This window comes from Micromonospora aurantiaca ATCC 27029, from assembly GCF_000145235.1.
Taxonomy (GTDB): domain Bacteria; phylum Actinomycetota; class Actinomycetes; order Mycobacteriales; family Micromonosporaceae; genus Micromonospora; species Micromonospora aurantiaca.
On the sequence record NC_014391.1, the window covers coordinates 4,761,133 to 4,787,511 of the forward strand.

The 26,379-nt window shown below is 72.2% G+C and carries 26 protein-coding genes; 11 read left to right on the plus strand and 15 right to left on the minus strand.

Going from position 1 to position 26,379, the window contains the following annotated elements; genetic code table 11:
- The 5 genes from MICAU_RS20890 to MICAU_RS20910 are packed head-to-tail and all read left to right on the plus strand — an operon-like array spanning window position 1 to window position 5,047.
- Window positions 1-948, plus strand: a complete 948-nt coding sequence (locus MICAU_RS20890; RefSeq protein WP_013287327.1) for a carbohydrate ABC transporter permease — start codon at window positions 1-3, stop codon at window positions 946-948.
- On the plus strand, window positions 938-1,780 hold the full coding sequence (locus MICAU_RS20895; RefSeq protein ID WP_013287328.1) for a carbohydrate ABC transporter permease: 843 nt from the start codon (window positions 938-940) through the stop codon (window positions 1,778-1,780). The genes MICAU_RS20890 and MICAU_RS20895 overlap by 11 nt, the downstream gene beginning before the upstream one ends.
- Window positions 1,777-2,697, plus strand: a complete 921-nt coding sequence (locus MICAU_RS20900; RefSeq protein WP_013287329.1) for an ROK family protein — start codon at window positions 1,777-1,779, stop codon at window positions 2,695-2,697. The genes MICAU_RS20895 and MICAU_RS20900 overlap by 4 nt, the downstream gene beginning before the upstream one ends.
- On the plus strand, window positions 2,694-3,407 hold the full coding sequence (locus tag MICAU_RS20905; protein WP_013287330.1) for an N-acetylmannosamine-6-phosphate 2-epimerase: 714 nt from the start codon (window positions 2,694-2,696) through the stop codon (window positions 3,405-3,407). The genes MICAU_RS20900 and MICAU_RS20905 overlap by 4 nt, the downstream gene beginning before the upstream one ends.
- Window positions 3,404-5,047, plus strand: coding sequence for a DUF4127 family protein (locus tag MICAU_RS20910; protein WP_013287331.1), 1,644 nt, complete (start codon window positions 3,404-3,406; stop codon window positions 5,045-5,047). Before MICAU_RS20905 ends, MICAU_RS20910 begins: the two co-directional genes overlap by 4 nt.
- 36 nt (window positions 5,048-5,083) lie before the next feature.
- On the opposite strand, the gene MICAU_RS20915 is transcribed toward MICAU_RS20910, so the two are convergent.
- The 9 genes from MICAU_RS20915 to MICAU_RS20955 form a co-directional block, all read right to left on the minus strand.
- Entirely contained in the window at window positions 5,084-5,800 is a 717-nt protein-coding gene (locus tag MICAU_RS20915; protein WP_013287332.1) for a VOC family protein, read from the minus strand.
- Window positions 5,801-5,894: 94 nt separating this feature from the next.
- The gene (locus MICAU_RS20920; RefSeq protein WP_013287333.1) at window positions 5,895-6,227 is read right to left on the minus strand and encodes a TfoX/Sxy family protein; all 333 of its coding nucleotides are present in this window, start codon (window positions 6,225-6,227) and stop codon (window positions 5,895-5,897) included.
- A gap of 39 nt (window positions 6,228-6,266) precedes the next feature.
- On the minus strand, window positions 6,267-6,860 hold the full coding sequence (locus MICAU_RS20925) for a nucleotidyltransferase family protein (protein WP_013287334.1): 594 nt from the start codon (window positions 6,858-6,860) through the stop codon (window positions 6,267-6,269).
- A 140-nt stretch (window positions 6,861-7,000) separates the two neighbouring features.
- A complete protein-coding gene (locus tag MICAU_RS20930) occupies window positions 7,001-8,674 on the minus strand; it encodes a bifunctional 3'-5' exonuclease/DNA polymerase (protein WP_244879643.1) in 1,674 nt (557 codons plus the stop codon).
- 134 nt (window positions 8,675-8,808) lie between these two features.
- Window positions 8,809-9,765 carry a carbohydrate ABC transporter permease gene (locus MICAU_RS20935; protein ID WP_013287336.1) on the minus strand — a complete coding sequence of 319 codons (957 nt, stop codon included), beginning with the start codon at window positions 9,763-9,765 and terminating at the stop codon, window positions 8,809-8,811.
- 13 nt (window positions 9,766-9,778) lie between these two features.
- A complete protein-coding gene (locus MICAU_RS20940) occupies window positions 9,779-10,720 on the minus strand; it encodes a carbohydrate ABC transporter permease (RefSeq protein WP_013287337.1) in 942 nt (313 codons plus the stop codon).
- A gap of 22 nt (window positions 10,721-10,742) precedes the next feature.
- A complete protein-coding gene (gene ngcE / locus MICAU_RS20945) occupies window positions 10,743-12,155 on the minus strand; it encodes an N-acetylglucosamine/diacetylchitobiose ABC transporter substrate-binding protein (RefSeq protein WP_013287338.1) in 1,413 nt (470 codons plus the stop codon).
- 23 nt (window positions 12,156-12,178) lie between these two features.
- Window positions 12,179-12,928: an SIS domain-containing protein gene (locus MICAU_RS20950; RefSeq protein WP_013287339.1), complete on the minus strand. Its 750-nt coding sequence runs from the start codon at window positions 12,926-12,928 to the stop codon at window positions 12,179-12,181.
- Window positions 12,925-13,872 carry a MurR/RpiR family transcriptional regulator gene (locus MICAU_RS20955; protein ID WP_013287340.1) on the minus strand — a complete coding sequence of 316 codons (948 nt, stop codon included), beginning with the start codon at window positions 13,870-13,872 and terminating at the stop codon, window positions 12,925-12,927. The genes MICAU_RS20950 and MICAU_RS20955 overlap by 4 nt, the downstream gene beginning before the upstream one ends.
- A gap of 157 nt (window positions 13,873-14,029) precedes the next feature.
- Between MICAU_RS20955 and MICAU_RS20960 the strand changes: the two genes are divergently transcribed.
- Entirely contained in the window at window positions 14,030-15,019 is a 990-nt protein-coding gene (locus MICAU_RS20960; RefSeq protein WP_013287341.1) for an N-acetylglucosamine kinase, read from the plus strand.
- 169 nt (window positions 15,020-15,188) lie between these two features.
- Here MICAU_RS20960 and MICAU_RS20965 read toward each other — a convergent pair whose 3' ends face one another.
- The 4 genes from MICAU_RS20965 to ngcE (MICAU_RS20980) form a co-directional block, all read right to left on the minus strand.
- Window positions 15,189-15,881 (minus strand): polyadenylate binding domain-containing protein, encoded by a 693-nt coding sequence (locus tag MICAU_RS20965; protein WP_013287342.1) that lies wholly within the window; start codon window positions 15,879-15,881, stop codon window positions 15,189-15,191.
- A gap of 85 nt (window positions 15,882-15,966) precedes the next feature.
- Entirely contained in the window at window positions 15,967-16,911 is a 945-nt protein-coding gene (locus MICAU_RS20970) for a carbohydrate ABC transporter permease (RefSeq protein WP_013287343.1), read from the minus strand.
- Window positions 16,908-17,816 (minus strand): carbohydrate ABC transporter permease, encoded by a 909-nt coding sequence (locus tag MICAU_RS20975; RefSeq protein WP_013287344.1) that lies wholly within the window; start codon window positions 17,814-17,816, stop codon window positions 16,908-16,910. Before MICAU_RS20975 ends, MICAU_RS20970 begins: the two co-directional genes overlap by 4 nt.
- The gene (gene ngcE, locus MICAU_RS20980) at window positions 17,816-19,231 is read right to left on the minus strand and encodes an N-acetylglucosamine/diacetylchitobiose ABC transporter substrate-binding protein (RefSeq protein ID WP_013287345.1); all 1,416 of its coding nucleotides are present in this window, start codon (window positions 19,229-19,231) and stop codon (window positions 17,816-17,818) included. The genes MICAU_RS20975 and ngcE (MICAU_RS20980) overlap by 1 nt, the downstream gene beginning before the upstream one ends.
- Before the next feature lie 163 nt (window positions 19,232-19,394).
- Here ngcE (MICAU_RS20980) and MICAU_RS20985 point away from each other — a divergent pair, with 163 nt between their 5' ends.
- Window positions 19,395-20,819 carry an acyltransferase family protein gene (locus tag MICAU_RS20985; RefSeq protein WP_013287346.1) on the plus strand — a complete coding sequence of 475 codons (1,425 nt, stop codon included), beginning with the start codon at window positions 19,395-19,397 and terminating at the stop codon, window positions 20,817-20,819.
- A gap of 3 nt (window positions 20,820-20,822) precedes the next feature.
- Here the strand turns inward: MICAU_RS20985 and MICAU_RS20990 are convergent, their stop codons facing one another.
- On the minus strand, window positions 20,823-22,118 hold the full coding sequence (locus MICAU_RS20990) for an aspartate aminotransferase family protein (protein ID WP_013287347.1): 1,296 nt from the start codon (window positions 22,116-22,118) through the stop codon (window positions 20,823-20,825).
- 103 nt (window positions 22,119-22,221) lie between these two features.
- Between MICAU_RS20990 and MICAU_RS20995 the strand changes: the two genes are divergently transcribed.
- Complete coding sequence (locus tag MICAU_RS20995) at window positions 22,222-23,184, plus strand: hypothetical protein (protein WP_013287348.1); 963 nt, start codon at window positions 22,222-22,224, stop codon at window positions 23,182-23,184.
- A 57-nt stretch (window positions 23,185-23,241) separates the two neighbouring features.
- Here the strand turns inward: MICAU_RS20995 and MICAU_RS21000 are convergent, their stop codons facing one another.
- Window positions 23,242-23,928 (minus strand): hypothetical protein, encoded by a 687-nt coding sequence (locus MICAU_RS21000; RefSeq protein WP_013287349.1) that lies wholly within the window; start codon window positions 23,926-23,928, stop codon window positions 23,242-23,244.
- Window positions 23,929-24,277: 349 nt separating this feature from the next.
- Here MICAU_RS21000 and MICAU_RS21005 point away from each other — a divergent pair, with 349 nt between their 5' ends.
- The 3 genes from MICAU_RS21005 to MICAU_RS21015 all read left to right on the plus strand — a co-directional run bounded on the left by MICAU_RS21005 (window position 24,278) and on the right by MICAU_RS21015 (window position 26,378).
- Complete coding sequence (locus tag MICAU_RS21005; protein ID WP_013287350.1) at window positions 24,278-25,033, plus strand: TetR/AcrR family transcriptional regulator; 756 nt, start codon at window positions 24,278-24,280, stop codon at window positions 25,031-25,033.
- A gap of 183 nt (window positions 25,034-25,216) precedes the next feature.
- Window positions 25,217-25,846, plus strand: a complete 630-nt coding sequence (locus MICAU_RS21010; RefSeq protein WP_013287351.1) for a DUF6230 family protein — start codon at window positions 25,217-25,219, stop codon at window positions 25,844-25,846.
- 1 nt (window position 25,847) lies between these two features.
- Window positions 25,848-26,378 carry a DUF6114 domain-containing protein gene (locus MICAU_RS21015; RefSeq protein ID WP_013287352.1) on the plus strand — a complete coding sequence of 177 codons (531 nt, stop codon included), beginning with the start codon at window positions 25,848-25,850 and terminating at the stop codon, window positions 26,376-26,378.
- The last annotated feature ends 1 nt before the right edge of the window (window position 26,379 follow it).

Here is a 26,379-nt window from a genome sequence, read left to right on the forward strand (position 1 = left end):
ATGACCCAGACGGACACCAGGGTGGGCCCGGCTGCTGCCGGGCCCGCCCCGGGCCGGGCCCGGCCGTTCTGGACCACCCGCCGCCGGGACCAGCTCACCGGATACCTGTTCATCACCCCGCAGCTGCTCGGCAGCGTGGTCTTCGTGATCCTGCCGCTGGTCCTCGTGGTCTGGTACAGCCTGCACGAGTGGAACGTGCTGGCCGGCAGCTTCGACTACATCGGCACCGACAACTACGCCGCGCTGGCCGACGACCCCAACCTGGGCCCGGTGCTGCGGTCGACCGGCCTGTTCTCGGTCGGCCTGGTCGTGTTCAACCTCGGCCTGGCGTTGCTGCTGGCCGTCCTGCTCAACCAGAAGCTGCGCGGGACCATCGTGTTCCGCACCCTGTTCTTCTCCCCCGTGGTGGTCTCGCTGGTCGCGTGGACCATCGTCTGGGGCTTCCTGCTGCAGGACAACGGCGGCATCAACGGCCTGCTCGACACCATCGGCGTCGACGGCCCCAACTGGCTGCGCGGCGAGGGCACGGCGATGCTGTCGGTGATCGTCGTGCAGGTGTTCAAGAACGTCGGCCTGAACATGGTGCTGTTCCTGGCCGCCCTGCAGGGCGTGCCGGCCGAGCTGTACGAGGCCGCCGAGGTCGACGGCGCGAGCCGGATGCGCCAGTTCTGGCGCATCACCGTGCCGCTGATCAGCCCCACGATCATGCTCACGTCGATCATCACGGTGGTCGGCTCGCTGCAGGTCTTCGCGCAGATCGCGGTGCTCACCCAGGGTGGGCCCGGCACCTCGACCACTGTGCTCGTCTACTACCTCTACCAGCAGGCCTTCCAGTTCCATCACTTCGGCTACGGCGCCACGCTGTCGATCCTGCTGTTCGTCATCGTGCTCGCGCTGACAGTGCTGCAGTGGCAGATGCGCAAGAGGTGGGTCTTCCATGAATCGTGACCTGTCCCGGCGGACCAAGCTGGTGCTCTACGGGGTGCTGATGGTCCTGGCCGTCCCGTTCGTGTTCCCCACCTGGTGGATGGTCACCTCGTCGCTGAAGCCGGTGGCGGACATCTTCTCCTTCCCGCCGCAGCTGCTGCCGACCGACCCGCGGCTGGACGCGTACCAGCGGGTGTTCGAACTGCAGCCGTTCGGGCAGCAGTACCTGAACAGCCTCTACATCGCGCTGCTGGTCACCGTCGGCACGCTGGCCGTGGCGTCGCTGGCCGGGTACGCGTTCGCGCGGATCCGGTTCCGGGGACAGAACGTGCTGTTCCTGGTCGTCCTCGCGGGCCTGCTCATCCCGAGCGAGGTGACGATCGTGCCGCTGTTCCAGATGTTCTTCAAGCTCGACCTGATCGACACCCACTGGCCGCTGATCCTCGTGCCGATCTTCGGGGCACCGAGCGTGCTGGCGACGTTCATCATGCGGCAGTTCTTCATCAGCCTCCCCGGTGAGCTGGAGGAGGCGGCGCGGGTCGACGGGCTGGGACGCTTCGCCACGTTCTGGAAGATCGCGCTGCCGCTGTCCCGGCCCGCGCTCGGCGCGGTGGCCATCTTCACGTTCCTGCACAGCTGGAACCTGTACCTGGAACCGATCGTGTTCCTCTCCTCGCCGGACAAGTTCACCCTGCCGCAGGCGCTCACCCAGTTCGTCGACGCGTACGGCGGTCCGATGTGGGACGTCCAGCTCGCGGCGGCGTCGATGACCGCGCTGCCGGTGCTGGCGGTGTTCGTCATCGCGCAGAAGCAGTTCGTCGAGGGCCTCGCGCACACCGGTCTGAAGGGATGACCGGTCCGGTCGTCGGGATCGACATCGGCGGCACCAAGACCGCCGCCGCCCTGGTCGGTCCCGGTGCGCGGGTGCTCGGCCGCCGCGAGGCGCCCACCCCCGCGCGCGGCGGGCCGGCCGCGGTGCTGGACACCGCCGCCGGCCTGGCCGCGGACCTGCTCGCCGCCGCCGGCCCCGGGCCGGTCGGGGTGGGCACCGCGGGCACCGTGGACCCGGCGACCGGCGTCATCCGGTACGCGACCGACAGCCTGCCCGGATGGGCCGGCACCCCGGTCGCGGACGAGCTGGCCGCGCGGCTGGGCCGGCCGGTGCGCGTCACCAACGACGTCGCCGCGGCGGCGCTCGGCGAGTGCTGGGCCGGCGCCGGACAGGGCCGGGGGCACGTGCTGCTGGCCGCCGTCGGCACCGGCCTGGGCGGCGCGATCGTCAACGACGGGCGGGTCGAGGGCGGCGCCCGGGGCGCGGCCGGCCAGCTCGGGCACCTGCCGGCACCGGGCGCACAGCGGCTGCGCTGCGGCTGCGGCCGGTACGGGCACCTGGAGGCGATCGCCTCCGGCACCGGCCTGGCCGCCGCGTACGCGCTCGCCGGCGGTGACCCGGTCACCGGCCGGGAGGTGGCGCGGCGCGCGGCGGCCGGTGACGCGACAGCCCGGCAGGTCGTCGACCGGGCCGGCGCCGCGCTCGGCGCGGCCCTGGCCGGGCTCGTCGCCCTGCTCGACCCGGACGCGGTGGTGGTCGCGGGCGGCGCCGCCGCCACAGTGCTTCCCGCCGCGACGGCCGCCTACCGGGCGGAGCTACCAGGCGGCTGGGCGCACGTGCCGCTGCTTTCCGCGGCGCTGGGCGCCGACGCGGTGGTGGTCGGCGCCGCCCGGCTCGCCACCGCACCGATCCACCACGACGGAGGAACAAGCACGTGAGTGTCCTGGACGAACTGGCCGGCGGGCTGGTCGTGTCCTGTCAGCCCCTGCCCGACGACCCGGACGACCCGATGCGCGACCCGTACGTCCAGGCCCGCGTGGCGGCCGCCGTGGTGCGCGGCGGCGCGGTGGCGGTCCGGGTCAACGGTCCCGACGACGTGCGGGCGGTACGCGCCGCCGTCGACGTGCCGGTGATCGGGTTGTACAAGCACGGCACGCAGGGCGTGTTCATCACCCCGACCGCCGGGCACGCGCTGGAGGCGGTGCGGGCCGGGTCGCACGTCGTCGCGGTGGACGCCACCGACCGCCGCCGGCCCGACGGGCGGACCTTCGCCGACACCGTCCGCGCGGTGCACGAGCAGAGCGACGCGCTGGTCCTGGCCGACGTCGCCACTGTGGCCGAGGGTGTCGCCGCCGTCGAGGCCGGCGCGGACGCGGTCGCCACCACGCTGTCCGGCTACACGCCGGCCGGCCCACCGATCGACGGGCCCGACCTCGGGCTCGTGGCGCGACTCGCCGCGCTGCTGCCCGTACCGGTGATCGCCGAAGGGCGCTACCGGACCACGGAGCAGATCAGCCGGGCCTTCGAGGCGGGCGCCCACGCGGTGGTGATGGGCAACGCCGTCACCTCACCGCTGTGGATCACCCGCCGGCTGGTTCCGGCCACCCCCCGGGCGGCGAGCGCGCCGGAGAAAAGGGAGCATCGATGAAGAGAAGAACCCTTCTTGCGGCCACCGGCGCGGCCGGCCTGGCCACAGTCGCCCTCGGCGGCCCCGCGTTCGCCCGGCCCGCCGGCCGGCGGCCGAGCGTGGCGCTGGTGCCGCTGGACGACCGGCCGGTCAACACGTACTGCGCGGAGATGACCGGTGCGAGCGCCGACGCCGAGGTGCTGCTGCCGCCGCGGAACCTGCTGGGCCGTTTCTTCACCCCCGGTGACGGCGCCGGCATCGCCCGCTGGCTCGACGGCACCGACGGCACCGACGGGTACGTGATCTCGGTGAGCATGCTCGCGTACGGAGGGCTGATCGCCTCGCGTACCGCCGCACCGGCCCTGGCCGACGCGTTGCGCAACCTGGAGGCGATCCGGCGGCTGCGCGCACGCCGGTCCGACGCGGTGATCGAGGTGCACGACACGATCCAGCGGCTCGCCATCACCAGCACCGGCACCGACCTGGACAACTACCGTGACCTGCTGGTCCAGTGGGCCAAGCTGTACGACCAGGTGGTCAACCTGGGCCAGGAGTCGCTGCGCGGCCAGCTCGACGCCGTGCGGGCGCGCATCCCGGACGCCGTGGTCGAGGACTACCTGGCCGCGCGGGCACGCAACCACCAGGTCAACCGGCTGATGGTGGAGTGGGTCGCGGACGGGACGATCAGCCACCTGGTGCTCTCCGAGGACGACACCGCGCCGGTCGGCCTGGCCCGCGCCGAGCGGGTCGAGCTGGAGGCGCTCGTGGCGCGGCTCGGCGTCGGCGACCGGGTGGAGATCTTCCCCGGCGCCGACGAGGTCAACGCGCTGCTCGTCGCGCGGGTCGTCGCCGCCGGCGCCACGCCCACCTACCGGGTGGAGTACGCCGGGGTGTCCGGCGAGGGCTGGACCGCAGCGCTGGAGGGCATCCCGTTCGCGGAGAACATCCGCCGGCACGTCACCTCGGTGGGCGGCCGGATGGTGACCGGCGACGCGGACATCGTCCTCGCGGTGAACACCCCCTCGGCGGCGGCCGGACAGCGGGCCGCCGACCTGGACGCCTTCGTCGGCCGCATCGGTGAGCTGCTGGCCGCCGGCACCCCGGTGATCGTGGTGGACCCGCTGATCGTCAACAAGGGCGACCACGACCTGGTGTCCCGGATGGAGGCCCGCCTGGACCTGCCGGCGCTGCTGTCGTACTCGGGATGGAACACCGGCGGCAACGCGCTCGGGCTGGCGCTCGCGCACGGCACCGCGCGGTGGGCGTACCTGCGCTCGTCCGGCAGCGGCTTCGGCGTGCCGGAGCTGCGCGGACCGGCCCAGGCGCACGCCGAGTACCTGCTCTACCGGTTCGTCAAGGACGACCCGTGGAAGAACGTGGTGCAGGTCGAGGCGTACGCGCACGCCCGCGCGCAGGGCTGGGATCCGCTGGCGCTGACCGCCGAGCAGAAGCGCTACTTCGACGGCTGGGTACGTGACCGGCTGGTACCGCTGACCGAACGGTACTTCGCCGACCACTTCGCCGGGCGCGAGCTGGTGCTCGGGGTACGCGGACGCAGGACGTTCACCGCGACGCTGGACCGGGTCACCGCGGTGCGGGTCGAGCTGCCGTGGGACCGGCTGTTCGAGGTCACGCTGGAGCCGAGCCTGCGACTGCGCTGATCGGTGCGGGTGCGGTCCCCCGGGGCCGCACCCGCCTCAGCGGGGCGTCAGGAGGCAGAACTCGGTGCCGTCCGGGTCGGCCAGCACCACGTCGTCAGCGGTGTGTTCTCCCATACCGACCCGGGCCGCGCCGAGCGCCAGCAGCCGGTCGACCTCCGCGTCCCGGTCACCGTCCGCGACCAGATCCAGGTGTACGCGGTCCCGCCCGCCGCTGGGCATCAGCGGCGGGCCGCTCCAGGTGACCTTCGCGCCCCCGCGCGGCGACTGGATCGCTGTCTCCTCGTCCTGGTCCCAGACCAGCGGCCAGCCCAGCGCCTCGCTCCAGAAGAGGCCTGCCGCCCGGGTGCCGTCGCAGTTGACAGCGCCGACCGGGCCGCAGCCGGCGAGGAAGTTGTTGCCCGCCTCGATGACGCAGAACTCGTTGCCCTCCGGGTCGGCGAGCACCACCTGGTCGTCGTCCGGCCCCTGGCCGATGTCGATGTGCTGCCCGCCCAGCGTCAGCGCCCGGTCGACGGTGTCCCGCTGGGCCTGCGGCGAGGCGCTGGTCAGGTCGAAGTGGATCCGGTTCTGCACTGTCTTCGGCGCAGTGCTGGGCAGGAACCGGATGCGGAAGTCGCTGTGGGCGTCGCCGCCCAGCGCCACGCCTTCGCGCGGGTCGTCGAGGATCTCCCGGCCGAGCACCCCGGACCAGAACCGCGCGAGCCGCCGTGGGTCGCCCGCGTCGAGGCTGACCGCGTAGAGGTGAACCGCCATCCGCCCGTCTCCGATCCGCCGCCGTCGTCGGCGGCAGGTCAGGAGCGTAGGCCGGGCGGCCCGGCCGCGCAGCCGGATTTCCCCCGCTGTCGCGTTACTTCGCCGGGAGGGTGCGCGCGAAGCGGACGCCCCTGCCGACCCAGCGGGTCAGGTCCGGGTCGCGCTCGCAGGCATCGGGCGACACGGTGACCCAGCCCCGCATCTCCCGGCCCCGCATGACTGTCGCCTCGGCGCCGGGCTCGGCCAGCGCGCGCTCGGCCTCGGCCGGGTCGACCCGGACCATCAGGCCGCCCGCGCCGCGCACGACCACCGCCATGTTGCCGCGCAGCATCATCGCCAGGCCGCCGAACATGCGCCGCTCGGTGATGCCGGGCTCGTGCCCGAGGGCTTCCCGTACCCGGTTCGCCAGGTCCTCGTCGTAGGCCATGACGGCATCGTGGCATCCGGGTCCGACAGCGGGCGCGCCTCAGGCGCCCACGCGCTGTTCGGGGATGGACAGGCCGTACAGCGCCATCAGCTCCGGGCTGTCGATCCGGCTGCCGTCGGCCACCGCGTCGCAGGCGATGTCGACGATCTGGTCCTTGTGCGCCAGCAGGTACGGCCGCGCCCCCACGTCCGCGCTGGCCAGCGTGGCGATGCCGGACCAGTGCCGGCGGCCGAACAGCATCGGGTAGCCGCGCAGCCCGTCGTAGGTGGCGCAGACCAACACGTCCGGGTACGGCAGCGCGGTCACCCGGCGGACCGCCGCCGCGGTGAGCCCGGGCATGTCCACAGGCACCACGACGACCGCCTCGATGTCGTCGTCGGTGAGCGCGGCGAGCCCGGCCCGGATCGAGGAGCCCACCCCGGTGCCCCAGGCACGGTTGACCACCACAGTGGCGCCGCTCAGGTCGGTGGTCTGCCGCACCTGCTCGGCCGCCGCGCCCAGGACGACCACGACCTGTGCGCAGCCCGCCTCGGCCATCGTGTCGATCATCTGGCTGACCAGCGGCTTCTCGCCCTGGTGCAGCAGCGCTTCGGGTCCGCCGATGCGGCGGCCGCCACCGGCGGCGATGATCATTGCAGCGATCCGGTTCAGCGGTGCCCCCTCGATCAGGGGACGGACCGGGCACAGCCGCCCGGTCCGTCCCGTCGTACGCACACCGGGCCCAACGAGCGCGGCCGGGGGCGGGTAGCGGGGCAAAACGGAAAATTGCGTGACTATGCCGCGTCCGCGTAGCAGTCCACTGTCGACAGGTCGAGCGGGAACCGGACCGGGGTGTCGCCGAACAGCAGGCGGGTGGCCCGCACGCCGGCAGCGGTGACCGCCTCGGCGACGGTTGCCGCCTGCCCGGCCGGGCAGTGCACCATCACCTCGTCGTGCTGGAAGAAGACCAGCTCCGCCTCCGTGCCGGCCAGCTCGGTGCGCAACGTGGCCAGCAGCGTCGAGGCCCACTCGGCAGCAGTGGCCTGGATGACGAAGTTGCGGGTGAAGCGCCCCCGCGAGCGGGCCGCCCGAGCCGACGGGCTGTGCGGATCGGCCCCGCCGTCAGGCATCGCCTCCTCCCCCTCGGCGAACCCCGCCGACCCGGGCGGGCAGGTACGCCCCAGCCAGGACCGGACCAGCCCGCCCGCCTCACCGGTGCGCGCCGCCGCCTCGACGTAGCCGAACGCGGTCGGATAGTTCTTCCGCAGCACCGCCAGGGCCGGCACCGCCGCCCCGCCGGTCTGCCCGTACATCGCCCCGAGCAGGGCCACCTTGGCCTTCGCCCGGTCACCGGCGAACGCGTCCCGGGCCAGCGCCGCGTACAGGTCACCGGCGCCGCCCGCCGCCGCCAGCCGCTCGTCCTCGGAAACCGCCGCGAGCACACGCGGTTCGAGCTGACCCGCGTCGGCCACCACGAACGTCCAGCCCGGGTCCGCCACCACTGCCTGCCGGATCACCTTCGGGATCTGCAACGCCCCACCGCCCCGGGTCGCCCACCGGCCGGAGACCACGCCGCCCGGTACGTACTCCGGGTGGAACCGGCCGCCGGAGACCCAGGCGTCGCGCCAGGCCCAGCCGTGCGCCGTCCAGATCCGGTACAGCTCCTTGTATTCGAGGACCAGCGGCGCCGCCGGGTGCTCCACCCCGCGCAGCACCCAGGCGCGCGTGTTCGGCAGATCCACGCCCACGCGGGCGAACGCCCGCAACAGCTCCGCGGGCGAGTCGGCGTGCACCTGGCGTACGCCGAACGCGTCAGCGATCCGGGCCTGCAACTCGGCCAGCCGGCGCGGCGGCCCACCGACCGGGGACGGCTCGCCGAGCAGGTCGGCCAGGATGGCGTCGTGCACGTCAGCGCGCCAGGGCAGACCGGCCGCACCCATCTCGGCGGCCACCAGCGCGCCCGCCGACTCGGCGGCCACCAGCAGCCGGAACCGGCCGGGGTGGGTGGTCGCGGCGATCCGGGCGAGCTGGTCTGCGTACACCCGGGTCAACGCCGTGATGCCCGGACCGGGCGGGCCCGACGGCGGCTCGAAGAGCGCGGCCTGGGCGTGGCCCGGCGGCTCCGGCGGGCGGGGCGCCGGGTCCGGCGGGACCGGCGCGCCGGTGACCCGGGCCCAGGCGGCTGGTAGCGCGCGGGGCTCGCCCCACCGGCCCGCGTGCCCGAGCAGCAGCGCCTCGGTCAGCTCGACGTCGTGGCAGCGGTCGAGCCGCACCCCGGCGCGCAGCAGCGCCGGGTAGGCGCCCGCCCAGGCGGCCCAGACCCAGCGGGGGTGCCCGGCGCCCTCCCGGGCGGCCACGGCGGCGGCCAGGTCGGTGACCTCCTCGGCCGGGCCGGACGGGGTGCCGTCGGCGTGCAGCGGTTGCAGCACGCCGCCGCCCCGCTCGTCCGCCACCACCGCCACCAGCACGGACGCATTCTGCCCCCTCCCCCTGACACGCTCCGCGTGTAAGGAAGGGCCCCCTCTTAACGCCTGCGGTAGAGGAAGGGCCCCTTGTTAACGCTGCGCGTTAACAAGGGGCCCTTCCTTACACCCCCGGAGGGTTACTTGCCGACGCCGGCGGTGAGGCCGGACTGCACCTGGCGCTGGAAGACGATGTACACGATCAGCACCGGAAGCATCGCCATGGTGACACCGGCGAAGAGTCCGGACCAGTCGGACTTGTAGCCCTGGTTGACCGACAGCTCGATCAGACCCTGGGCGATCACCTGGTTCTTCGGCTCGCCGGACACCGACTGCATGAGCAGCGTCGGGAGGTACCACTGGTTCCACTGGCCGAGCACGTTGAAGATGCCGATGCTGATCAGGCCCGGCTTGGCCATCGGCAGCATCACGCTGAAGAACGTGCGGGTGTGCGAGGCCCCGTCGACCTGGGCCGCCTCGGCGATCGAGTCGGGCAGCGTCCGGAAGAACGAGTGCATGAAGAAGATCGTGAACGACAGCGACCAGGCCACGTAGACCAGGATCAGCATGAGGTGCTTGTTCGGGCCGAGCAGCGGGAGGCTCACCCCGGTGTTGTAGACGCCCTTGAACAGCGGCACAGCGGCCAGGTAGATCGGCAGCGTCAGCCCGGACAGGAACATCCAGTAGATCAGCCGGTTGCCGCGGAACTCGTAGCGCGCCAGGGCGTACGCGGCCATCGAGCCCAGCAGCATCGTCAGCGTCACGCTGAACACGAGCACGAGCAGCGTGTTCAGGAAGAAGCTGTCGATCCCGGCGGTCCAGGCGCGGGCGAAGTTGTCCCACTGCAGGGCGTCGGGGATCAGCGACAGCGGCTCGCGGATCACCTCGGAGTCGGTCTTGAGCGCCGACATCACCACCCACAGCAGCGGGTAGACCACCATGATCGCCCAGACCGCGAGGAACAGGTGCGAGAAGCCGTTGAAGATCCGGCCGCCGAAGCCGTTGCCGACGTCCTTCGGCCGCCGGTCCGCGGGCGGCCGGTCCGGCGGTGCCGTGTCGGACCGGGCCGGGCCGGAGGTGTGGGTCACAGTGCTCATCGTCCAGACCTCCTCAGTACTCGATCCGCTCACGGCGGGTGATCCTCAGCTGGAGCGCGGCCAGCAGGATGGTGAAGATGGCCAGCGCGACGGCGATCGCGCAGGCGTAACCGAACTGGCCCTTCTGGAACGCGTTGAACTGGATCACCGAGGCGAAGATCTCGCTGGCGTGGTTCGGCCCGCCCTGGCTCGGCGTCATGACGAAGACCAGCGCGTACATGTCCAGCGCGATGAAGCCCAGGTAGACCCAGGCGACCGAGATGCTGTCCCGCAGCAGCGGCAGGGTCACCCGGAAGAACGTGTGGAACCGGCCCGCGCCGTCGAGGATCGCGGCCTCGTAGATGTCCTTCGGGATGGACTGCATCGCGGCGGAGAACAGCACCATGTAGAAGCCGGCGCCGCTCCACACCGCGATGAACAGCAGCCACCAGAGCACCGCCGGCACACCGAGGAACGGCTCCGGGTCGGCGGTGAAGGCGATCGGGTTGTCCGCGTCGACCAGCCCGATCTTGATGAGCAGGCCGTTGATCAGGCCCTGCCCGTCGGTGCGGTAGATCTGCTGCCACATGACGGCGATGACCACCAGCGACAGCACCTGCGGGAAGAAGAAGATGACCTTGTAGAGCCCGGAGCCGAACACCCCGCGGATGCCGGCCCTGTCCTCGCGTCCGCCCACGTTGAGCAGGAACGCGAGGAACAGGGCCAGCGCGATCGTGAACAGCGGCACGGTGACCAGGAAGAACACGTTGTGCCAGAACGCCTTCCGGATCAGCTCGTCGGAGAACAGCCGGACGTAGTTGTCCAGCCCGACGAAGCGCTGGGAATCGGAGTACCCGCCCCAGTCGGTCAGCGAGTAACCCGCCGCCTGGGCGAACGGCCACACCACGTAGAACAGGTACAGCGCGACGGGCAGGGCCAGGAAGCCCGTGACGAAACGCGCGACTCCGTGCCGCATTGGACTCACTTCCTCGCGGTGATCAGGCGGTGCGGGTCTGCTTCTTGATCGACGAGTCCTTGGCGACCTTGTCGGCGGCCGCCTGCATCTTGTCGACGAACTGCTGCGCGGTCAGGCGGCCGGCCATCAGCTCCTCGGAGAGGTTCTGGCTCTCCTTGTCCAGGTCGGCGTAGAAGTCCGGGAACTTCACCGAGATCAGGTCCGAGCTGCCGTTCTTCATCAGCGAGTTCGCCGACGCCAGCGCGGTGTCCTGGACGTTGTCGCCGGAGCCCTTGGTGGAGGCCAGCGACTTGGTCAGCTCGGCGAACTTCGCCGAACCGGCCTTGGAGAGGATGGCCCGCAGGAACTCCTTCGCGGCCTCCTTGTTCGGTGCCTTGCTCGGCACCACGAAGCCCTCGCCGGAGGAGGCGAAGACGTCCTTGGCGGCCTTGTCCCCGCTCTTGCTCCAGTAGTCGGAGATGGTCATCTCGAAGCCCGGCGGGATGGTCGCGGCCATCTCGTTCTTCAGCCAGGTGCCGACCTGGATGAAGGCCGCCTTGCCGTCCAGGAACGCCTGCTGCGACTGGGTGTGGTCGAGCTTGCCCGGCAGCAGCAGCTTGTCCTTGACCAGCTTCTCCCACGGCTCCAGCGCCGCGACGATGCCGTCGGCCTTCCAGGCGCCGTCCTTCAGGTTGTCGATGTCGACGACGGCCTGCTTGCCGACCGCCTTCCAGATGCTGGCGAACAGCGCCCAGCGCGGGTAGTAGCCGTGCACCGCGTCGTGCACGTACGGCGCCATGCCCTTGGCCTTGATCTTCGGCGCGAGCGCGAAGAACTCGTCCCAGGTGGTCGGCGCCGTCCAGCCCTCCTTCTTGAACAGCGCGGCGTTGTACCAGTTGCCCCACACCGTGTACGCGACGTTCACGACGTAGAACTTGCCGTTCTGCGTACCGTCGGCGACCGTGCCCGGCAGCAGGCTGTCGGCCACAGTCCCCTCGCTGTCCCAGGCCGGCGCGGTGAGCAGGTCGTCCAGCGGCTCGATCGCGCCCTCGTTGATCAGCGTGCTGCGGTCCATCATGTCGGCGCCCGAGTTCATCACCAGATCGCTCGGCTGCGTCGCCATCTTGGGCTGCTCTTCGGTCTTGATCTTCTGGGTCGAAGACATGTTGACCGTGATGTTCGGGTGCTTGGCGTTGAAGATGACCTTGTCTTCCTTGGCCCACTGGTCACCCAGGCCACCGTTGAAGACGACCACCTTGACCGCGCTGCCGTCCTTGACGCCGAACGGGTTGTCCTTGCTCTTGGCCGCGCCGCCGCCGTCCGACTTGCTCGGCTCGCTGCCGGCGCACGCGCTCAGCAGACCCGCCGCCGGTACGGCCAGCAGACCGGCCGCCGCGGCGCGCCGCAGCAGGGTCCGACGGCTGACGTCGCCGAACTTCTCGGGGGAAACCGACATCTTGTCTCTCCTTGTGGGTCGGGTCAGGCGGTCCGCCGGAGACGCCCGGCGTACCGCGACTCGAGGGCGAGGTTGTGCTCGTCCCCACCGGGGACGTTGGCGGAGAGGTAGACAGGGGGTACCTCTCCGGCCTGGTGGAACCGTCGTACGACCTCGGCGGTCAGCAGCTGCGCCAGCAGCGCCGCGGTGACCGACGAGACCGCACAGACCGCGCCGCCGCCCTCGAGCGGCAGCAGTGCGTCGCCGTACGGCGCGCCGTTGTCCAGCACGACGTCGGCGAGGTCGGCGAGCCGGTGCCCGGAGGGGTGCCGAGGAGCTACCCGGGCGGTGTGCTCGACCGAGGTGACAGCGATCAACGGATGGCCGCCGCGCTTGACCAGCGTCGCCAGCTCGACCACCGAGCCGTTGATGCCGGACTGCGAGGCGACCACGAACACGTCCCCCGGCTGCGGCGCCGCCAGGGCGTAGAGCTGGTGCGCCACGGCCGGGTCGCGTTCCAGCTTCGGGTCGGCGAGCACGTCGCGGGGCGCGTCGCCGTGCAGCACGAGGTCGTGCAGGGAGAGCCGGTTGGCGGGGACCAGGCCACCGGCCCGGGCGACCAGCTCGGCGGCGAACGCCTCCGAGTGGCCGGCGCCGAACGCCTGGAGCACGCATCCTGCGCGCAGCCCGGAGGCGATCAGGTCGGCCGCGCGATCCACCGCCACGGCCTGGCTGTCCACCAGCCGGTCGAGCACCGGGCGGACCGCGTCGGCGTACCGCTGGGCACTGATCATGAGAGGGCCCCCTTCGCGGCCTTGTGCCCGTCGACGGCCTGGGCGGTACGCCGGAAGGCCGCGTGGGCGCGGTCGTGGGTGCGCTGCGCCACCGCGATGTAGAGCAGGTCGAGCACGACGAGCTGCGGGTGCCGGGCGGAGAGCGCGTCCGGCCGGAACGTGGTGGCCTGGCTCGCGGTCACCAGCACGATGTCGGCCAGCTCGGCCAGCGGCGAGCGGGGGAAGCCGGTCAGCGCGACTGTGGTGGCCCCGCGACTGCCCGCCTCGGCGAGCAGCTCGATCGTCTCCCGGGTCTGCCCGGTGTGCGAGATGCCGAGCGCCACGTCCCCGGCGCCCAGCAGCGCGGCACTGGCGAGTCCCTCGTGCACGTCGCTCCAGGCCCACGCGGCGACGCCGATGCGGTGCAGGCTGAACTGCATCTCCTCGCCGACGAGCGCGCTGCCGCTGGCCCCGAAGATGTTCACCCGGCTGGCCCCGGCGATGGCGACCGCCGCGCGTTCCACCTCGGCCAGGTCGAGCAGCGCGGCGGTGTCGTGCATGGCCCGCGTGTCGGCGGCCATGATCTGGTCGAGCACCCGGGACAGCGGGTCGCCGGGCTGGATCTCCCGTCCGATGTCGACGGTCCAGCCGGCCGAGCGGGCCCGCCCGGTCTCGGCGGCGATGCCGAGCCGCAGGTCGGCGTATCCCTCGAAGCCCATCGCCCGGCAGAACCGGGTGATGGTCGCCGGTGACGTGCCGCTGCGCTCGGCCAGCTCGACGATGGTGGCCCGGGCCGCCGCCTCCGGGTCGCTGAGCACGTGCTCGGCGACCCGGCGCAGCGCCCCGGTCAACTCCCCCGTACCGGCCCGGACCCTGGCCAGCACCCCGTCGGCGCCCAGCCGGTCGGCCGGACCGGCATCGACCACCGCGGTCGCCGCGGAAGTCTCCACCTCGTGCTCGACCATCGGCGGAAGCCTTTCGGAAAAGAGTGTTAACTGTTAGTGGTAAAAGTTCTTACTGAAGGGCCCTCCGTGTCAAGGGCGTGGGCGAAGTTTTCAAACTGTTACCTGGCGCACCGGCGCGATCTTGCGCCCGGCGACGCGGCCGACCAGCATGAGGACCATGTCGGACACCGTCGTGCTCGGCCTCGATGTCGGGGGCACGTCCACCCGCGCGACCGCGCTGAGCCTCGACGGCACGCGTCTGGGCGCCGGCCGGGCCGGCGGCGGCAACCCCACCAGCCACGGCGCCGAGCGGGCCGCCGCCGAGCTGCTCGCCGCCCTGCGTGCGGCGCTCGCCGACATCGACCCCCATCGGGTACGCGCCGGCGTCATCGGCCTCGCGGGGGCCGGCCGCCTCCTGGCCGACCCGCGCGGCCGGGACGCGTTCGACCACGCGTGGGCCGAGGCGGGGCTGCGATGCCCGTACGCCGTGCACGGCGACGCTCTCGTCGCCTACGCCTCCGGCACCGCCGCCCCGGACGGCACGGTGCTCGTCGCCGGCACCGGCGCCATCGCCGCCCAGGTACGCGACCTGCGGCTGGACCGCACCGCCGACGGCCACGGCTGGCTGCTCGGCGACGCGGGTTCCGGGTTCTGGCTCGGCCGCGAGGCGGTCCGGCGGCTGCTGACCGACCTGGACCGCGCGGAGACTCCCGGTGAGCTGGGACGCCGGGTGCTGGCGGAGCTGACCGGCACGACCGCTGTGGACGCTCAGCCGCGCGCGACGGCCGGAGCCGTGGTGCAGGCGGTGACCCGGCGGCCGCCTGTGGAACTGGCCCGGCTCGCGCCGCTCGTGGTGTCGTCGGCACGGGACGGGGAACCGGCAGCCGCCGCGCTGATCGCCGAGGCCGCGGCGCTGCTGGCGGAGAGCGTGTCCCGCATCCGCCCGCCGGGCGCGGCCGATCCGGTGGTGCTCGGCGGCGGGCTGCTCACCGGTGACACCCCGCTGGCCGGCGCGGTACGCGCAGAACTGGCCGAACGGTGGCCCGGCGCACCGCTGCACAGCGCCGGGGACGGTGCGGCAGCCGCAGCCTGGCTCGCCGCCCGGGACCTGCCCGAGGTGACCGACCCGACCGCACTGCACACCCGCCTGGTGCCCCCGCCCACCTGACCCGCCCTGCTGGCCGCCCCGCCGCGCTGGCCCTGCCGCGCTGGCCGCCGCGCTGCGGCGGCCGCTGTTGGGTGGAACGCCATGGGTGTCAAAACGGCGGTTTGACACCCATGACGTTCCACTCGCGGCTTCCGGCAGTTCTCGGCGTGAGCCGGGGCGCTCCGGCTGATCAGTATCGGTCCTGCGAACCCGGCTGAGCCTGGTGCCAGCCCTGCGGCGCGGGCTGACCCGGGTGCCCCTGCGGCGCGGCGCCGTACTGCGTGGGCTGACCAGGGTGGCCCTGGGGCGCGCTGCCCTGAGGCGCGGGCGGATTCGGGTACCAGCCCTGCGGGGCGGGCTGACCCGGGTGCCCCTGCGGCGCGGCGCCGTACGGTGCGGGCTGACCCGGGGCGTGCTGGCCCTGGGCGGGCGGGAACGCCGGGCCGGGCTGACCGTGCCCCGCCCCCGGGTACATGCCGGGCTGCTGCTGCCCACCCGGGTACTGCGGCGCGCCCGCGAACTGCTGCTGCCCGCCCGGGTGCTGCTGACCACCCGGGAACGACGGTCCGCCCGGGTACTGCTGGCCGCCCGCGAACTGCGGTCCGCCCGCGAACTGCTGCGCCGCGGCCTGCTCGCGCGCTTCCTTGCGTGCCTTCACCGCGCGCACGATCAGCAGGATCGGCAGCACGAAGACGTAGAAGAAGATCCGGTAGCTGTCGCCGTCGAAGAGGAACAGCAGATAGAAGCCGTACCCGAAGAAGGCCAGGCCGATCACCACGTTGAGGATCCGGGAGCCGGTCCCCTGTTCCTTGACCGCCACACCGACGGCGATCATCGCGATGCCACCGAGCAGCAGCAACAGCGTGTAGAGGAGGAAGAACATGAGATTCCTGTCGATAGATGAGCGTGCCGGCCCACCCTAGGTCAGCTCGATCTTCCCCACTGTCCCGTTGCCTGTGGCAACCACCTCACTTGAGCTGCCCGGCGGTCAGTCCGGACTGGACCTGACGCTGGAACGCCACGTACACCACGAGCACCGGCAGCACCGCGATGGTCAGGCCGGCGAACAACTGGGCGTAGTCACCGGCGTAGCCCTGGCTCACCGCGAGCGAACTCAGCCCCTGGGCGAGCATCCGGTCCTGGCCGTCGCCGGGCAGGAGCACCTGCGGCAGCAGGAACTGGTTCCAGTGGCTGAGGAAGTTGAAGATCCCGACACTAATCAGTCCCGGTCTCGCCATCGGCAGCATCACCCGGAAGAACAGCCGGAAGTGCCCACACCCGTCGATCAGCGCGGCCTCCGCCACCGACGTCGGCAGCGTCCGGAAGAACGCGGTCAGGAAGAACACGGTGAACGGCAGCGAGTACGCGGTGTAGACCAGGATCAGGCCCGGCCAGGTGCCGAGCAGACCGACGCTGCGGACCACGAAGAACAGCGGCACCAGCGCCAGGAAGACCGGGAACATCATGCCGCCGACGAACAGGTAGTAGACGACCTGCCGGCCGCGGAACTCGTACCGCGCGAAGACGTACGCGGCGGTGGCGCCGAGCAGCATGGTCAGGCTCAGCGAGCCGGCCACCACGACCAGGCTGTTGAAGAAGAACCGGCCGATGTGGGCGCTGGTCCAGGCGCGCGACCAGTTGTCGAACCGCAGCGCCTCGGGCAGCCCCCACGGCTCGGCGATGATCTCGCCGTTGCTCTTCAGCGAGCTGAGCACCATCCAGGCCAGCGGCAGGACGGTCATCGCCGCCCAGAGCAGCAGGAAGCCGTGCGAGAAGACGTTCGCCACGCCCAGCTCGCGGCGCGGCGGCCGGTCGGCGGATCGGCCCGCGCCGGCCGGGTGGGTCGCGTCGTCCGGGCGGGTCGTGCCGGCGGTCGTGGCGCCGGTCGCCGCACCGGGGTCCACTGTGGTCACGAGTACTCGATCCGATCACGCCGGGCGGTGCGCAGCGCCAGCACCGCCACCGAGAGGGTCAGGAAGAACATCGCCACGCCGATCGCCGAGGCGTACCCGAACTTGTTCTCGCTGCCGAACGACGTGTCGTACATCCGCAGCCCGATCACGTCGGAGGAGAAGTTCGGTCCGCCGTTGGTCATGAGCTGGACCAGGATGAAGCCGTCCAGCGCGGCGATGGCGAGGTAGATCCAGGCCACCTGGATGGTGTCCCAGAGCAGCGGAATGGTGATCTTCCGCAGCATCGTGGTGCGGGACGCGCCGTCGAGCAGCACCGCCTCGTAGATGTCACGCGGGATGGCCTGCATGGCGGCGCCGAAGAGCACCACGTAGAAGCCGACGTTGCTCCACACCATCACCGCCAGCACGCACCAGAACGCGAAGCGCGGGTCGCCGAGCCAGGCCGGGGTGGCCAGCCCGACGGCGCGCAGGGCGCCGTTGAGCAGGCCACTCGTCGGACTGTAGATCTCCTTCCAGAGCAGCGCGATGATCACCACCGAGAGCACCTGGGGGAAGAAGTAGACGAGCCGGTAGACCGAGGTGCCGCGCACCCCGGTCACACCGGCCCGGCCCTTACGGCCGCCCATGGTGAGCATGCTGGCGAAGAACAGGCCCAGCCCGATCGTCACCACCGGCACCACGGCGAGCAGGATCGCGTTGTTCTTCAACGCGTTCCACACGTACCCGTCGTGCAGCAGCGTGCGGAAGTTCGCCATGCCGACCGGGTCGGCCTGCGCGGAGTAGCCCATCCAGTCGGTGGTGGAGATCTGAAAAGCCTGGAGGTACGGCGACAGCACGAAGATGCCGTACAACGCCAGTGGTGGCAGCAGGAACGTGAGGATCAGGGGGAGGCGGCCCTGTCGCATCACGCGGACCGCTTGTACTTCTTGACCGAGTTGTCCTGGGCGATCGAGTCGGCGCCCTTCTGGCACTGGTCGAGGAACTCGGCCGGGGAGATCCGGCCGCTGAAGAACTCGCCGCAGGCCGCGTCGACCAGGTTGCGCTCCAGCTTGCGGTAGTAGTTGTTGTAGACCCAGTTGAAGCCGTTGGACCCGGACGCGTCGAGCGCCTTGACCACGGTGCTGAGCCCGTACGGCAGGTCGATGCCCTCGGTGGCGCCGGCGACCACGGGCAGGCTGGCGACCTTCTTGGTGAAGTCCTGGGCGCCCTTGCGGGACAGCATGGTGCGGAAGTACTCCAGGCCGCCGGCGACGTTGCGCGCCTTCGCCGGCACCATGAACGGCTCGCCCGCGGTGCCGCGGATCGCCTCGTACGGCAGCTTGTCGCCGCTGCCCAGGCTCGGCGTCGGCGCGACCGTCATGTTGAAGCCGGCCGGCGTGACGTCCTTCTGCTCGCTCTCCAGCCAGGAGCCGCAGGAGATGAACGCGGCCTTGCCCTGGCACCACGCGGTCTGCGACTGCTTGTGGTCCAGGCCCGGGGATCCGTCGAGGATGAACTTGTCCTTGACGATCTGGTGCCAGGCGTCGGCGGCGGTCTTCATGGCGTCCGACTTCCAGGCGTTCGGCTCCAGGTTGTCGATCGCCAGCGCCACGGACGGGCCGCCGAGCTTGATCGCGGTGGAGATCAGCGGCCAGCTCATGTAGCGGGGGTGCACACCGGCGTACGTCCAGGGGGCGATGCCCGCGGCCTTGATCCGGCGGCAGAGCGCGATGTGGTCGTCCCAGGTCTTGGCGTCCTCCCAGCCACGGTCGGCGAACAGCTTGGTGGAGTGCCAGATGCCGTACACCGTGTAGGTGTAGTTGAGCACCAGGAACCGGCCGTCGTAGGAGCCGACCTCGACGGTGCCGGGCAGCAGCGTGTCCTTGACCGTCTTGCCGGGCGTGTCGAGGCTCGGCGCGGCGAGCAGCTCGCCCAGGTCGGCGAGCGCGTTCTGGGAGACCAGGCCGTTGAAGTCGATCTGGCCGGCGCCGGAGTTGTTGACCACGTCCGGCGGGCTGCCGTCGACGAAGCGGGGCTGGAGCGTCTTGCTGATCTCCGCGGTGGCCGAGTGCTTGATCTCCGCCTTCGGGTAGCGCTCCTTGTACATGGCCTCGTGGGCCTTGGCGTAGTCCTCCCCGAACCCGCCGTTGAAGATCACCACCTCCAGCGGGGCGTCCTCGGCCACGCCGAGCGGGTTCTGCTCGCTCTTGGTGCCCTTGTACGCGCCCTTGTCGCCCTCATCGCCCCCACCCGACGTGGCGCAGCCGGCGAGCAGCCCGGCGGCGGGGGTGGCCAGCAGACCGGCGGCGGCGCTGCGCCGTAGGATCTCACGCCTGTTCATCGCATCTCCTCGGTCCGGGTACGCGCGGTGAGCACCCTGTCGCTTGTCTTCACAAGACGCATTTCCAATGAAGAATTTCTACGACAGTGCGACGGGGACCACAAGACCTCTCGACCGATCCGTTATCCGTACCGGTCGGGCCCGGCTGGCCTAGCCTGAGCCCATGCGCCGCCTGCGGCAGCTCGCGCAACGCACGCCGCCGGGGCGGGAGCGCTACATCGACCTGCTCCGGGCGCTGGCCATCACCATGGTCGTGCTCGGCCACTGGGGTGTCACAGCCATCGGGTACGACAACGGCCGCCCCGCCGGCCACTCCGCGCTGGCCGACCTGCGCTGGGCCTGGCCGCTGACCTGGGTGGCCCAGGTGATGCCGGTGTTCTTCCTGGTCGGCGGCTACGCCAACGCCGCCTCGCTGGCCGCCCGCCGGCGCCGGGGCGGGTCGGCAGCCGGGTGGCTGGTGGACCGCAGCGCCCGGCTGATCCGCCCCACCACCGTGTTGCTGCTGGTCCTGTCAGCGGGCGCGGGGATCGCCACGCTGCGCGGCGCCGACGCGGGGCAGGTGCGCACAGTGGTCTGGTTCGCCACCATCCCGCTGTGGTTCCTGGTCGCCTACGTCGCGGTGGTGGCGCTGACCCCGCCGATGTACGCGCTGCACCGCCGGTTCGGGCTCGCCGTGCCGACGGCGCTCGTGGTGCTGGTCGCGCTCGGCGACCTCGGCCGGCTCCTCGGCCCGGCCGCGCTCGCCGACGGCAACTACCTGTTCGGCTGGCTGGCCGTCCATCAGGTCGGTTTCGCCTGGTACGACGCCGCCCGGGCGGACGCCCGCCGCACCGGCGACGCGGCCGGCGCCGACGCGGCCGATGCTGGTGAAGCCGGACCTCGGGGCCTGTTCCGCCGCGGGCTGCCGCTGTCCGGCCGGGCCGGCGCGGTCCTGCTGGGCGGTGGCCTGGTCGCGCTGGTGCTGCTCACGGTGGCCGGGCCGTACCCGGTGGCGATGCTCCACGTGCCGGGTGAGCGACTGGACAACGCGGCACCGCCGAGCCTGGCGCTGATGGCCGCGGCCGCCGCCCAGCTCGGCCTCATCCTGCTGCTGCGACGCCCGGCCGGGCGCTGGCTGCGCCGGTCCGGCCCCTGGCAGGCGGTGCTCGCGGTCAACGCCGTGGTGCTCACGCTGTTCCTCTGGCACCTGACCGCCGCGGTGCTGCTCGTCGGCCTGCTGGACGCGCTCGGCGTGCTGCCTGCTCCCCCGGTCGGTTCGGCGGCCTGGTGGGCGTGGCGCGTACCGTGGCTGCTCGCGCTGGCCGCGGTGCTGGCCGTGTTGGTCGCCGTCTTCGGTCCGGTCGAGGCCCGCACCCGCCGCCCGGCCGCGACCGGGCCGGCCGGGGCGGGTGGCCGGCGGCTGCGCGCCGGTCTGGCCGTCGCCGGGTACGCGGGCGTGCTGGTCGGCCTGCTGCTGAACAGCCTCGCGCCCAAGACGGCGCCGGAGCCGCTGGGCCTGCCCGCCCCGGCGCTGGTGGCGTACCTGGCCGGGGCGGGTCTGCTGCGGCTGCTCAGGTCCGGACGGGCGGGACCGCGCCGGCCGGGTTGACGCTCACGCCTCGATCGAGGCGCGGATCGCGTCGACCATGATCGCCAGACCCTCCCGGGCCTCGTCCTCGGTGAGCGTCAGCGGCGGGCCCATCCGGATCACGTTGCCGTACAGGCCGCCCTTGCCCACGAGCAGGCCGCTGGCCCGGCACGCCTCGAAGACGCGGGTGGTCAGCTCCGCGTCCGGCTCGACGGTGCCCGGGTGGACGAACTCGACGGCGAGCATCAGGCCCTTGCCGCGTACCTCGGCGACCTGGTCCAGTCCGGCGACGGCCGCGCGCAGGCCGTCGCCCAGGATCGCGCCGACCCGGGCGGCGTTGCCCTGCAGGTCGTGGTCGAGCAGGTAGTCGAGCACCGCGTTGCCGGCGGCGGTGGAGACCGGGTTGCCGCCGAACGTGGAGAAGCTGATCGCCGGCACCGACTCCAGCACCTCGGCCCGGCCGACCACCCCGGCGAGCGCGAACCCGTTGCCGATGCCCTTGGCGAACGTGAGCAGGTCCGGCGTGACGCCGTGCGCCTGGTAGCCCCAGAAGTGCTCGCCGGTACGCCCCCACCCGGTCTGCACCTCGTCGCTGATCAGCAGGATGCCGTGCTCGTCGAGCACCTTCTTCCAGGCGGCGAAGAGCCCGTCCGGTCCGTGCACGAAGCCACCGACACCCTGGACCGGCTCGGCGATCAGGCAGGCCACGTCGCCCGCGGTCTGGGTGGCGAGCACCTCGCGCAGGTCCTCGACCGCCGCGTCGACCCGGTCGGCGGCGTCGAGCCGGGCCAGCAGTCCGCGCAGCCGTTCACCGGAGTGCAGCCAGGCCACCTGCAACGGGTTGAGGGCGCTGGCCGACCAGCCGCGGTTGCCGGTGACGCCCATCGTCGCGTACGACCGGCCGTGGTAGCTGTTGCGCACCGCGAGGATCTGGTGCGAGCGCCGGTGGTTCGTGGCGACCAGCAGCGCGGCCTCGTTCGCCTCGGTGCCGGAGTTGGTGAAGAACACGCGGGCGTCCGGGATGCCGGAGAGCCGGGCGATCTTCTCGGCCAGCTCGACCTGCTGCCGGATCAGGTAGAGCGTCGAGGTGTGCACGAGCCCGGTCCGCAGCTGTTGTTCGACCGCCTCCCGGATCTCCGGGATGTCGTGGCCGACCATCGTGGTCAGCACCCCGCCGAAGAAGTCCAGATAGGTCCGGCCAGCCGCGTCGGTGACCCGGCGGCCGGAACCGGCGACGAGTTCCAGCGGTTCGGCATAGTAGAGCGGCATCCAGGAGGGGAGCACGGCCCGGTGCCGGGCCAGCAGGTCGTCGGAGGTCATCGGCGCACCCTTCAGCGGAGGTGGATCCCCGCACGCTCCCACCGCGACCGGGGCAGAAACAACTGTCCCGGGCGGTAGCATCCGCCGGGTGCGGACGGATCAGGTGACGCTGCCGGGCGGCGCGGCGGGCACGACGCGGGCGCAACTCCTGGCCGGGGTCCGGTCCTGGGTGGAGTCGGCGCCGGTGCGGCGTCTCGTGGCGCACTTCGGCGGCGACTGGCCCGGCGGCGACCTGGCGGCGGTGCTGGCCGGGCTGGACGCGTTCTCCGCCCACCGCTGGGACTTCCGGCAGGGACGGGAACGCCCGGACGCCCGGGAGCCGGCGTTCGACCCGGCCACCGCCGGACTGGTGCTGAGCGCCGCCGCCGCGCTGGGCCTGGTCCGCGCCGTCGCGCCGGCCCGATCCGGGTACGCGCACCTGCTGGTGCTCGGCGGGCTGGCGCACGCCTGCCTGCGGCGTACCGCGTACGCGGCGAGGCTGGCCCGGACGGCAGCCGAGGTGACCGGCGAGGTGGCCGTGCTCGGCAGCTACCGGCCGCTGTCAGCGGCCGAGTCCCGCACGCTCGACGCCGCCGGCCTGTCCGGCTGCGACACCGAGGTGGACGTCCTCGACGCCGGGGTGCGGCTGGCGTTCGGGGTGGACGAGCCGGACGACGAGCGCGGCGAGCCGGCCGATCATCCGCATCGGGCCTGGTCCTCGCGCACCTACCGGCCGGCCGGGCTGCCCCCGGTACGGGTGCTCGCCGCGCCGTCGAGCGAACCGGACCGCCGTCGCGCGCACACCGCCGACACGCAGCGGTTCTGGGCCGAGCATGTGCGGCTGCGCGCGGACGACCCGGTGCTGATGGTGACCGCCCCGATCTACGTGCCGTTCCAGCACTGCGACGCGCTGCGGACGCTCGCCGTGCCGTACGGGTGCGGCATCGAGACGGTCGGGGTGGACCCGGCCGCGCGTGCCGCGGTGGCGGTACCGGAGCCGACCCTGACTCCGGGCCGCTACCTCCAGGAGATCCGGTCGGCGCTGCGGTCGATGCGCGCGCTGCACGCGACGCTGACGGCCGGCTGAACCGGCGTGCGGGCCGGCGCCCGGCGAATCGCCGCGCACCGGCCCGAGAGCCGGGTGTCAGTTGACGTAGACCGCCGGGCTGCCGGTCTTGCTGGTGTCCTTCACCGGCGAGTACGACGCGGTGAAGTACGCGGTGCCGAAGCACAGCGACGGGCCGGAGAACTTGGTCAGGGGCTGGTTGGTGAAGCTGATCGAGTTGGTGGCGTTGGACGCCGTGCCGGTCAGCGAGTTCGTGCTGGTGCGGTAGACGCAGGTGATCGCGCCGAGCAGCGAGTTGAGCACGACGGTGCTCTGGATCGGCGCCGCCGTCGTCCCGGAGATCTTGACCACGCCGGCGCTGGTCACCGAGGTGGTGTACGGCAGGTTGTTGACCGTGACGCTCTGCACGCCGGTGGTGCCGAAGACGTTCGTCGTGCAGCTGGTGAACGACTGCGCGGTGAGGCTCTCGGTCGCGGTTCCGGGTGCGGTCGGGTTGGTCAGCACCTTGGCGCTGAAGCTGGACGCGGCGCACTTGATGCCGGTGGTGCCGCTGGTCGAGGAGTAGAACGTGGCGTTGGTGCCGCTGCGCAGGCTGGCCTGGATGACGTCGCCCACCGACACGGCGGTGCCGGCGACGGTCGGGTAGGTCAGCACGGCGCTGGCGAGCGAGGTGGAGGGTGCGGCGGTGGCGGGGGCGGCGCCGACCAGACCGGTCAGCAGCGCCAGGGCGGCGAGGCCCGCGCCGATGCGTCCGTACCTGGGCATGGTTGTTCCTTCCGGCGGTGGGACAGGAAACGGTGCCGGCGGCGTCCGGCATGGACGGAGCCGGTGGGTGCGGCGGCCGGGATCGGGCCGCCGCAGGTGGTGGTGCGCCGCTGCGGCCTCAGCGGGCCGGGCGGCGTGGCGCAGTGCGGCGACGCCGCGTCACCTGGATCTCTCCGGCCTTGGGGGGACGGGTTCGCGCGGCGATAATGGCAGCCATCCGGCCCTCCTTCGACGCGTTCGGGTGACCGACGAGAAGAGATCACCAGCGGTGACGAGGCGTGAACTGAGCGTGTCGAAAGTTATAAACCTCGGAGGGTCGTAAAGTCAACGCATCAAGAAAGGTCGATGAGTGACAGTCCCGAGCCCGCCGTCGCCGGCGCCCGTACCCCTGCCGGGTGCCCGCCACGGCCGCGACCCGGACCGCGCCATCAAGCGCGGCCCGCGACGCGTGCCGGCCGAGGAGGTGGCGGCGACCCAGCGCGACCGCCTCTTCGACGGGCTGGTCCGGGAGGTCGCCACCCGGGGGTACGACAACGCCCGGGTCAGCGACATCTGCCACGCCGCCGGGGTCACCCGGCCCGCGTTCTACGCGCTGTTCAGCGGCAAGCAGGACGCGTTCCTGGCCGCGTACCGGCACGGCATCGCGGTGGTGTCGCACCTGATGGAGGACGCCTACCGCGACGCCGGCCCGGACTGGCCGGAGGCCGCCCGGGCGGCGCTGCGCACGCTGCTCGACGTGCTGGCGAGCGTGCCCGCCTTCGCCCGGATGGCGCTGGTCGAGGTGGACGCGGCCGGCCCCGACGCACGCCGGGAGCGCGACGCGCTGCTGAGCAGCTTCCGCCGGTTCTTCGCCGACGCCGGGCCGGATCCGGCCGGCGTGGACCGGGACGCACTGTTGTCCATTGTGGTCGGCGGCATCCACGCCACCATCCGTGAGCGGGTGGCGCAGGGGCGGGCCGAGGAGCTGCCGCTACTGCTGCCGGCGCTCACGTACGCGGCCACCGCGCCGTTCCTCGGCCCGCGGGAGGCGGGCCGCGTCGCCCGGGCGGCCCGGGCGGACGACGGCCCGGCCGCGACCGCGCCCTGCGCGCCCGGCCAGCCCTGAGCGGTGGAAAACCGCAGCGGTTTTTCACTTTGGCCGCTTTTGGCAAATACCGCCCAACGATCTGCTACAGGCAGTTGACCGCCCCTTTACTCAGCGGTAACTTCGGCCTGCGCCCCTCGGCGCGCACATCCTGCGAAGCCAATTCACATCGTCGCAGATGAATTGATCTCGAAAGGGGCCGGCATGTCGGAGCAGATCGAGCAGATCGAGACCGATCAACCGAGAAGCGGCGTACGCTGGCGCCGGTTCGCTGTCACGTTCGGCGCCGTGGCGGCCGGCGCGGCCGGCATGGTGGTGCTGACCGCGCAGGGTGTGCTCGGCGCGCAGTTCGCCATCTCGGGCATGCCGTTCACTGTCACCGCCGACAAGCTGGAGGGCACCGGGTTCGAGCAGTTCGCCACGCTCGACCAGATGATCCCGGACAGCCCCAACCAGGGCGACACCGGCGGGCAGGTGCTCGTGATCGTCTCGGCGATCGACAAGGCCGAGCTGACCAATCTCTGCCAGAGCATCAACCTGGGCGGGACCAACCTGCGGATCACCGCCGGCAATTCCGGCAAGCCGGTGACCGCCCGCACGCTCGTGGTCGACGGCGACGAGATCGCCGGTAACGCCTCCTTCAAGAACATCGACGTCGGGCAGGACGCCAGCACCGTCGACAAGGTCCCCGGAGTCAAGGGCAACCCGGGCGTGTTCGCCCAGCAGGCCGACACCGTGACCATCACCAACCTGCGGCAGAACAACTACGCCACCACCGCCGCCGTCTTCACGCTGCCCAACCTGCGCATGGGCTTCAGCTCCGAAGGGTGCTGACGTGACCGCAGGACAGCACTCGGCGCCCGCCGCCGGCGTCCGTACACGCTGGCGGCGCTGGCGCCGGGCGCGGCCGTTCACCGCCGGGCTGCTCATCGCGCTCGGCGGCGCGGAGATGCTCGTGACGCTGCGCGCGCCGCTCGGGGTGCTGCTGCACGTCGGGCCGCAAGGGCTGGCCGCGTACCTGGTCCCCCTGGTCCTGGTGATCTGCGGCGTGCTGCTGATCACCACGCCGCAGCAACGCGTCTTCTACGCGGTGCTCTCCCTCGTGCTCGGGCTGGTCTCCTGGCTCACCTCGAACCTGGGCGGGTTCCTGATCGGCATGCTGCTGGCGCTCGTCGGCGGCGCGCTCGCGTTCGCGTGGACGCCGGTCAAGCGGCGGGCGACCGACGTCGGCCCGGCGGCCGCGCCCACCGAGGTCGCGCCGGCACCGCGCGAGCCGGTCGACAGCTCGGCGCCCACCGAGTCCCTCGACGCGATCCTGTCGGCCGAGCCGGGGCCGCCGCGGCACACGCGGGCGGAGCGCGGCTGAC